General features: G+C 75.4%; 9 protein-coding genes. 5 read left to right on the top strand and 4 right to left on the bottom strand.

What is annotated here, in order from left to right:
• Nucleotides 1-1,625, top strand: a 1,625-nt coding sequence (locus E1182_RS27530; protein ID WP_207921540.1) for an AAA family ATPase, incomplete at its 5' end; no start/stop codon positions are given.
• 71 nt (nucleotides 1,626-1,696) lie between these two features.
• On the opposite strand, the gene E1182_RS27525 is transcribed toward E1182_RS27530, so the two are convergent.
• The 3 genes from E1182_RS27525 to paaI all read right to left on the bottom strand — a co-directional run bounded on the left by E1182_RS27525 (nucleotide 1,697) and on the right by paaI (nucleotide 3,172).
• Nucleotides 1,697-2,065 carry a DUF6221 family protein gene (locus E1182_RS27525; RefSeq protein WP_132270658.1) on the bottom strand — a complete coding sequence of 123 codons (369 nt, stop codon included), beginning with the start codon at nucleotides 2,063-2,065 and terminating at the stop codon, nucleotides 1,697-1,699.
• A 19-nt stretch (nucleotides 2,066-2,084) separates the two neighbouring features.
• Nucleotides 2,085-2,672: an alpha/beta fold hydrolase gene (locus tag E1182_RS27520; protein WP_165942736.1), complete on the bottom strand. Its 588-nt coding sequence runs from the start codon at nucleotides 2,670-2,672 to the stop codon at nucleotides 2,085-2,087.
• A gap of 113 nt (nucleotides 2,673-2,785) precedes the next feature.
• Nucleotides 2,786-3,172 carry a hydroxyphenylacetyl-CoA thioesterase PaaI gene (gene paaI, locus E1182_RS27515; RefSeq protein WP_132270659.1) on the bottom strand — a complete coding sequence of 129 codons (387 nt, stop codon included), beginning with the start codon at nucleotides 3,170-3,172 and terminating at the stop codon, nucleotides 2,786-2,788.
• A gap of 228 nt (nucleotides 3,173-3,400) precedes the next feature.
• Between paaI and E1182_RS27510 the strand changes: the two genes are divergently transcribed.
• From E1182_RS27510 to E1182_RS31785, 4 genes are all read left to right on the top strand, one after another.
• Complete coding sequence (locus E1182_RS27510; protein ID WP_132270656.1) at nucleotides 3,401-4,477, top strand: hypothetical protein; 1,077 nt, start codon at nucleotides 3,401-3,403, stop codon at nucleotides 4,475-4,477.
• A 156-nt stretch (nucleotides 4,478-4,633) separates the two neighbouring features.
• Nucleotides 4,634-5,104, top strand: coding sequence for a CrcB family protein (locus tag E1182_RS27505; protein WP_132270655.1), 471 nt, complete (start codon nucleotides 4,634-4,636; stop codon nucleotides 5,102-5,104).
• Nucleotides 5,101-5,463, top strand: coding sequence for a fluoride efflux transporter CrcB (gene crcB, locus E1182_RS27500; RefSeq protein WP_132270654.1), 363 nt, complete (start codon nucleotides 5,101-5,103; stop codon nucleotides 5,461-5,463). The genes E1182_RS27505 and crcB overlap by 4 nt, the downstream gene beginning before the upstream one ends.
• A 149-nt stretch (nucleotides 5,464-5,612) precedes the next feature.
• On the top strand, nucleotides 5,613-6,557 hold the full coding sequence (locus E1182_RS31785; RefSeq protein WP_207921539.1) for a methanogen output domain 1-containing protein: 945 nt from the start codon (nucleotides 5,613-5,615) through the stop codon (nucleotides 6,555-6,557).
• Between the two features lie 64 nt (nucleotides 6,558-6,621).
• On the opposite strand, the gene E1182_RS27490 is transcribed toward E1182_RS31785, so the two are convergent.
• On the bottom strand, nucleotides 6,622-7,789 hold a 1,168-nt coding region (locus E1182_RS27490), incomplete at its 5' end, for a metallophosphoesterase (protein WP_132270652.1).

Below are 7,789 nucleotides of genomic sequence, written 5' to 3'. Positions count from 1 at the left end.
GCGGCGTGGTGACCACCATCGCCGCCCGGTTGCAGGAGTACGCGCCGCCGGGCGGCGTGGTGGTCTGCGCCGCCACCCACCGGGCCACCAACGGGTTGGTCGACCAGCACGCGCTGGCCCCGGCGACGTTGGCCGGCAAGGCGCTGCCGGTCGACGTCTGGCTGATCCGCGCGGCGCGGCGGCCCCGGCCGGCCCGGCACGAGGGGCCGCTGGTGGGGCGGCGCCGCGAGCTGGCCACCGCGCGGGAGCAGCTCGTCCGGGCGGTACGGGAGCGCCGTCCGCGGTGGGTGTCGCTGGTCGGCCCGGACGGCATCGGCCGCAGCCGGTTGCTGGACGAGCTGCGCCGGTCACTGCGGCGGGTCGACGGGGTGTCGGTGCGCTGGTGTGTGACGCACTGCCCGCCGTACCCGGAGGTGCCGTTCGCCCCGGTCGCCGACCTGGTCCGGGAACTCGCCGGCGCGTTCGAGGGGGACGCACCGGCGGTGGTGCGCCGCCGGTTGGCGGCCCTGGTCGGCGGGGTGCTCCCGCCGACCAGGGCCGCCACGGCGGTCGACGCGCTGGCGGCGCTGCTGGCCGGGGCGGGCGGCCCGGCGCAGGGGGCGGCGGCCTGCCGCGACGTGCTGCTGGCGGTGGCTGCCCGGCAGCCGTTGGTGGTCGCGGTCGACGACCTGGACCGGGCCGACCCGGAGCTGGGCCGGTTCCTGCACACCCTGTTCGCGGCGGCGACCCTGCGCGGGCTGCCGCTGGCGGTGCTGGCCACCCACCGGCCGCACTTCGCGGATCTGCTGCCCGGCGTCGCCGACCGGTGGGGCCGGGTGACGCTACCGCCGCTGTCGGCGCTCGACAGCGGCCGGCTGGTGCGGCGGATGCTGCAGTGCGCCGGGCAGCCGACCGCGCTGGCCGCACGGCTGGTGCCCCTGGTCGCCGGCGTGCCCGGCTACGCCGCCGGGTACGTCGCCGAGATCGGCTCCCCCTCGACCGCCGCCGAGGTCGGGCCCGGCCAGGCCGCCTCGGCGGCGCTCGGGCAGGCCAGGGTCGCCGAGCCGGCGCTGCCCGAGGCGGTACGGCGGGTCGCCGACGCCCGGCTGGACCGGTTCGACGGGGTGCCGCGAGCGGTGTTGATGGCCGGGGCGATGCTGGGCGCGCGGTTCACCGCGGCGGCGGTCGACCGACTGTTCGGCTGGACGCCGGGCCGGGCGGCGGGCACGCTGTGCCGGCTGGCCGCCGACGGGCTGCTCCGGCACGACCGGCACGGCCGGTACGCCTTCGTCGACCCGGCCGTGGCCCGGGTGGCGTACCAGCGTCTCCCCCGAGCGGTGCGGGCCGAGTTCGCGCGCCGGGCCGGTCGATACGGGTCGTCGCCCGTGCCGAAGGTTGCCGACGGCGTCCAGGCGTGCCCGCCACCATCGACGGTGCCAGGCGGATCCGGCCGGCGGCCGGAACTCGCCGCCGCATCGTCGGCGGACGGCGGGACGGTTCCGGCGCGACGGGGTGCGTCGATCCGACCGGTCGACCGCGCCGCCGTGGACCGTCCGGCGCTGGCGCTCGTACCGGCGGCCGGCCTCCTGGTCGAGCGTGGGCACCCGTCGCGCAGCGGCTCGCCGCCGCCGCTGTGCGCCGCCTGATCCGGATCCGGCGAGCACCGCGGAGGCTACGGCGGGGACTGTCGCGAAACCGTGGACCGCGCCATCGGCCGTCAGGGCCGCCACTCGGCGCGGTATCCGGGCCGCCGGTCGAACGCCGCCGCCAGGTCCAGCACGTCCGGGCACGCCGGAGGGCCGTCATCGAGTTCCCGGCCGTGCCCGCGACCGTCGCAGTAGCCCTGTCCGGTGCCGCACTCCGCGTGCCGGTCGAGGATGCGTCGCTTGGCGTGGACCTCAGCCCGGATCCGGTCACCGGAGCGGACTCCGACCGCGTGCAGGTACTGCTCCGCCGACATGAACGTCATGCCCTGCCGGTTCGCGACCGGTGGTTCCGGCAGATCCGGGTGGAGGTCATCGACCATCTCGGCTGCCTGCTCGTCGATGTCGAGCTGCCGCCGCAGCCACCGCTTTAGGTAGGTCACGGTCCGGTCCACCGCCCTGTCAGCGTCGTACGCCGGTCGGCGGCAGGGCGGCCAGGAACGACAGCACGCGTTCCCAGGTCAGGGCGGTGGCCGCCGGATCGTGGTCGGGTGCCGTCGGGTCGGTCCACAGGTGAGGGCGGCCCGGGTAACGGAACACCTCCAGCCTCGCGCCCACGTCGCTGAGCGCCTGCTGCCAGTCGGCCACCTCGGCCGGCGGCTCGTACGGGTCCGGGTCGGCGAGGTGCAGTTGGACCGGCAGCCCCGGACGGAACGCGGCCGGGTCGCCGCCGGTGCCGTGCAGGAGCAGCAGAGCGGTGGCGGCCGGCCGCTCGGCCAGCAGCACGCCGGCCACCCCGGCACCCATCGAGTAACCGGCGAGCACCGTGTCGGCGGGCAGTGCGGCGAGCGCGGCCCGCGCCCGTCGCAGCACCTCGTCCAGGGTCACCTTCTCCAGCAGGGCGAAGCCCGCCTCGACGGTGTCGGCCGGCGGAAGGCCGTACAGGTCGGGGGTGAGCACCTGGTGCCCGGCGGCGCGCAGTCGTTCGGCGTCGGCCAGCACCGCCGGCCGCAGCCCGTGGACGGAGTGGAAGAGCGCGATCTGTGCCACGTGCTTCATCCTGCCCGAGCCGGCCACCGTTGTCCCGCCGCCACGGCGGCCCGGCAGCGCCGACCGGCCCCGTCCGGTGACCCGTCGGCGAGGTCGGCGCAGCGCGGCGAGGTTCACCCGGGTGGCACGACGCCCTGGCCCAACGTCCGGCTGCGCCCCCGGAACTCGGCGACCACCTCGTCGCCGCGGCGTACCGTGACGTCGTAGATGCCGTTGCGGCCGTGCCGGACCCGCTCGGTGGCCGTCGCGGTCAGCACGTCCCCGGCGCGGACCGGGCGCAGGAAGCTGATCTCGCCACCGGCGGCGACCGTCGGCGGGCCGTGGCTGTTGCAGGCCAGCGCGAACGCCGTGTCGGCGAGCAGGAAGACGTAGCCGCCGTGGCCGATACCGTGCCCGTTGACCATGGCCGCGGTCACCCGCATCCGCGCCCGCGAGGTGCCGTCGCCGGCGTCGACCAGCTCGATGCCGAGGCCACGGGAGGCGACATCGGCGTCGAACATGTCGTGCGCGGCGGTCCGCCCCGACGCCACCGCGTCGTCCCGCCGACGGCTGTCGTCCTGCACACGCTCCTCCTGCCGGTGATCCCCGACGGCCCGGCACGCCGGGCGTCCCCGGTACGGTACGCCGCTGCCGCCGCAGGTCAGGACGACGGCGGCGGGGCAACGCCGACGTCACACACAGACACGGCACAATGGCGGAACGTGGAACGGATTCGGAAGGAACCGCCGATGACGCGCAACGCAGCCGCCGTCCCCGACCCGGTCAAGGTCGCCCCGGCCCGGCCGGGGCAGGCCGACCGCCTGCGGGTACGCCCGACCAGTCGCCGCGAGGATCTCGTCACCGTCCTGCTCGGAGCCTGCCTCGTGGCGGGGGCGATGTCCGACGGCTGGGCGCACACCAACATCATCGACACCATCGAGGGTTTCTTCACCCCGTGGCACGGTCTGCTGTACGCGGGATTCGCGGCCAGCGCCGGCTGGACCTGCTGGCTGGCGTACCAGCGACGGGACGCGGCCCCCCGCTGGTGGCGGGACGGTTGGCCGGCCGGCTACCGGGTGGGTGCGCTCGGCGTCGCGGTGTTCCTCCTCGGTGGCCTCGGCGACATGCTCTGGCACGAGACCCTCGGCGTCGAGGTCGGCCTCGACGCCGCGTTCAGCCCGACCCACCTGCTGATCGACGCCGGTGCCGTGCTGCTGCTGACCAGCCCGCTGCGCTCCTGGTGGGCCAGCGGCGAGGGCGGCCTGCGGTCGGTCACCGGGGTACTGTCGCTGGCATTCGCCGCGATGGGGCCGGTCATCCTGCTCACCCACTCGTCGGCCTTCCTCTCCGTCGCGCCCACCGAGGCGGTCGGCGCGTACGGCAACCAGCACCTCGCGGTCCTCGGTGTCGACGCGTACCTGGTGACCACCGTGCTGCTGACCGCGCCGTTCCTGCTGGCCCACCGGCGGCGGGCGGCCTTCGGCGTCGGGACCGCCCTGGTGGCCGGGGTGGCGTTGTTCAACCTGGTGATGGTCGAGTTCCCGGCATCGCAGACGGTCGCCGCGCTCACCGCCCTGCTCGGCGCGGTGCTGGCCGATCTGGCGCTGCTACGGCTGGACGCGGTGCGGGGGCGCGACGCGGCGCTGCGGCTGCCGATCGCGGGCGCGCTCTACCCCGGGCTGGTCTGGGCCGGGCATCTTCTCGGCCTGGCGGCGACCGACGGGCTGCGGTGGACGCCGGAGGTGACCGGCGGGCTGGTCACCCTCACCGCGATCCTCGGCGCCGTCCTCGGCGGGCTGGCGGCCCGGCCCGCCCCGGCGGTCTGAGCACCCCGACGCCACGGCCCCGGCGCGGGCGGTGACCGGGCAGCTAGAGTGGGGTACGGCGGTGGGGCCCGCCGTCCCGGCCACGACCGGGAGAACCGCGTCTTCGGGGACGCCGACGGTCCCTACCAGTGGCCCGGATGCTGGTAGGGAGGACAGGTGCCGACATCACGGCGCATCAACCCCGACGTCGACCTGCGGGTGCCCGCCGACCGTCGGGAACTCGCCGCGCACCCGACGGCCGTGCTCGGCGTCGTTGCCGCGGGCGGCGCGGTGGGCGCGTTGGTCCGGGCCGCGGCCCAGGCGGCGTTGCCGCACTCCCCGACCGGCTTCCCGTGGTCGACGTTCGGTGTCAACGTGCTCGGCTGCCTGCTGATCGGCGCGCTGATGGCGATGATCGGTCGCCGTCGCGTCCCGCCGCTGACCCGCCCCTTCCTGGGGGTGGGCGTGCTCGGCGGCTTCACCACCTTCTCGGCGTACACGGTGGAGGCTCACCGGGCGTTCCTCGCCGGGGCCGCCGGCACGGCGCTGGCCTATCTGGCGGCGACGCTGGTGGCCGGACTGGCGGCGGTCGTGGCCGGTGACGCGCTCGCCGCGCGGGTGCTGGACCGCCGCGGAGGTCGGCGGTGACCGTCCTGCTCATCGTGCTCGGCGCGGCGGTCGGGGCCCCGCTGCGGTACCTCACCGATCGCGCGGTGCAGGCCCGGCACGGCTCGATCCTGCCCTGGGGCACATTTTCCGTCAACGTCGTCGGGTCGCTGCTGCTCGGCGTGGTGCTCGCGGTCCCGGCCGGGCCGGCCGTCACCGCGCTGCTCGGCACCGGTTTCTGCGGGGCGTTCACCACCTGGTCCACGTTCGGCTACGAGACGGTGCGGCTGGCCCGCGCCGGAGCCCGGACCGCCGCGCTGGCCCACGCGCTGCTCAGCGTGGTGGCCGGGCTGGCCGCGGCGGCGGTCGGCCATGCCCTGGGACGCGCGCTGAACGGTTGAGCGGCGGCGACCGGATCGGGTGGGGAGGCGTATGGTGGGCGAACGCGGTGGCATCCGCGCGCCCGATGGCGTCCGCCGGGTGGTCGAGACCGGGTACCCGTACGGACGACGGAGCGCACGCGTGGCGCGGATGGGAACGAGGTGGCTCGGTGGAATGGTTGCTGGCTCCAGCGACCCCGGCGGCGGCCAGCGCGCTACGCGCCGAGCTGACCGACTTCCTGCGCCGGCACGCGCAGGAACGTGACGAGGTCGAGGACGCCGGCATGGTGATCTCCGAACTGCTCGGCAACGCGGTCGAGCACGCCGGCGGCCCGGTGTGGGTGAGCCTGGACTGGTCGGCCGCGCGCCCCACGCTGGTGGTGCACGACCTCGGCCCGTCGTTCCACCTCGGCGACCTGCCGGTGCCGGCCACCGGCAGCATCCGGGGCCGCGGCCTGTGGTTGGTCCGCCAACTCGGCACCGAGCTGGACGTGGTGGCGAAGCGGGGCACCGGCAAGCAGGTGCGCGGGGTGCTGCCGGTGACCCGACGGGTCGAAGTCTCCTTCGACCCGCCCCGCCGGGAGGTCAACCCACTGCCCGCTCTCGACGAGGCGGGACCACGCGGCTTCGGTCGGGAGTCCTTCCTGCGCGCCCTCGTCGTGGAACTGGCCCGCACGGCCGAGAACCGGCACGGGCCGAGCGCCACGGAGGAGATGGTGGCCCAGGTGGGCGCGACGGTCGGCGGGCAGATGGAGGAGGAGTACCGCCGGGCCCGGGACGTGGTCGGCCGGCTCAGCGCCGCCCAGGTGGCCGAGTGCTACCTGCGGCTCAAGTCCGCCATCGGCGGTGACTTCTACGTCATCTCCCTCGACGACGACCGGATCGTGCTGGGCAATCGTCGCTGCCCGTTCGGCGACACCGTACGCCGCGCGCCCGCGCTGTGCCGGATGACCTCCAGCGTGTTCGGCGGCATCGCCGCGCGCAACCACGGCGCGGCGGTGGTGCTGCTGGACGAGCGGATCGCCGTGGGCGACCCGGAGTGTCAGGTCACCGTGCTGCTCGGCGCGTCCGCCCGGAACAATCCGGGCGGCCACCACTACCGGCAGGGCTCCTGAGTCTCACCGCCGGCTCCGGGCACCCCGCAGCCATCAGATCCTGTCGCTGCCGGTGCCCTGCTCGTCACGCTCCGGCGGCCCGAAGGGTGAGCAGGGTGATGTCGGGATCGGCACCGACCCGCACCGGCGGGCCCCAGAACCCGGCGCCGTTGGTGACGTACACCGGCGTACCGTCCACCTCCCCCAGCCCGGACACCACGGGCTGCTGCATCCCGACCAGGTAGTGGAAGGGGAACACCTGACCACCGTGCGTGTGGCCGGAGAGCTGTAGGTCCACCCCGTACGGGGCGGCATCGTGCACCGCGACCGGCTGGTGCGCCATCAGCACCACCGGCCGGGACGGATCCCGGCCTGCGAGCGCGGCCTTGTAGTCCGGTGGGTCCGCGTACTGCGCCCCCATGATGTCGTTGACCCCGGCGAGGTCGATCACCCCACCGCCGTGGGCGATCTCGACCCGCTCGTTGCGCAGCAATCGCAGGTCCAGCTCGGTGGCCGCCTCGATCCAGCTCTCGTGGCCGGCGATGTACTCGTGATTGCCGGTGACGTAGAACACGCCGTGCCGACCCCGCAGCCGGGTCAGCGGCAGCAGGGACTCCCGCACCCTGCCGGGCTCGGAGGTGACCACGTCGCCGACCACCGTCACCAGATCGGCGTCCAGCCCGTTGACGAGCTCCACCATCCGTTCCACCTGGCCGGTGCCGAGCAGCGGCCCGACATGCAGGTCCGCCAGGACCGCCAGCCGCAGCCCGTCGGCCCTGCGGGCCAGGCGGGCCATCGGAATGTCGAGCCGCTTGATGGTCGGCGTCCGGTAGGCCCGGCTCATCCCGAAGCCGGTGAGGCTCACCGCGACCGCCCCGGCCGTGATGGCCGCCCCCCGGCGCAGCAGCAGCCGGCGAGAGGGATCGTGACTGGACTCCGGCTCGGGCGCAACGGGCGACCCCGGGTCCCGCTCGGGGTCGAAAGCCGGCGGGTCGACGCCGCCGCCGGAGCCGCCCACGCCCACCGCGATGGCCGGGACCGTGCTCGGGGCCGTGGCGGGACGGCCCACCCGCTGCCGCCGGCGCGTCGCAAGCCACGCCGCCAACACCGGCACCTCCAGCAGGAGCAGCGTGAGGAACAGGTAGAACATCAGTGCCAGCCACAGGTAGCCGGGCATGGTCAACCAACGCCAGCCGGAGGGCAACCATTCGCCGACGGTCACGGTGGCGATGAGCAGCACCAGCGCGAAAGCC

Origin of the sequence: Micromonospora sp. KC721 (assembly GCF_004348355.1) — a bacterium.
GTDB lineage: Bacteria > Actinomycetota > Actinomycetes > Mycobacteriales > Micromonosporaceae > Micromonospora.
This window is presented reverse-complemented; position numbering and strand designations above follow the sequence as displayed.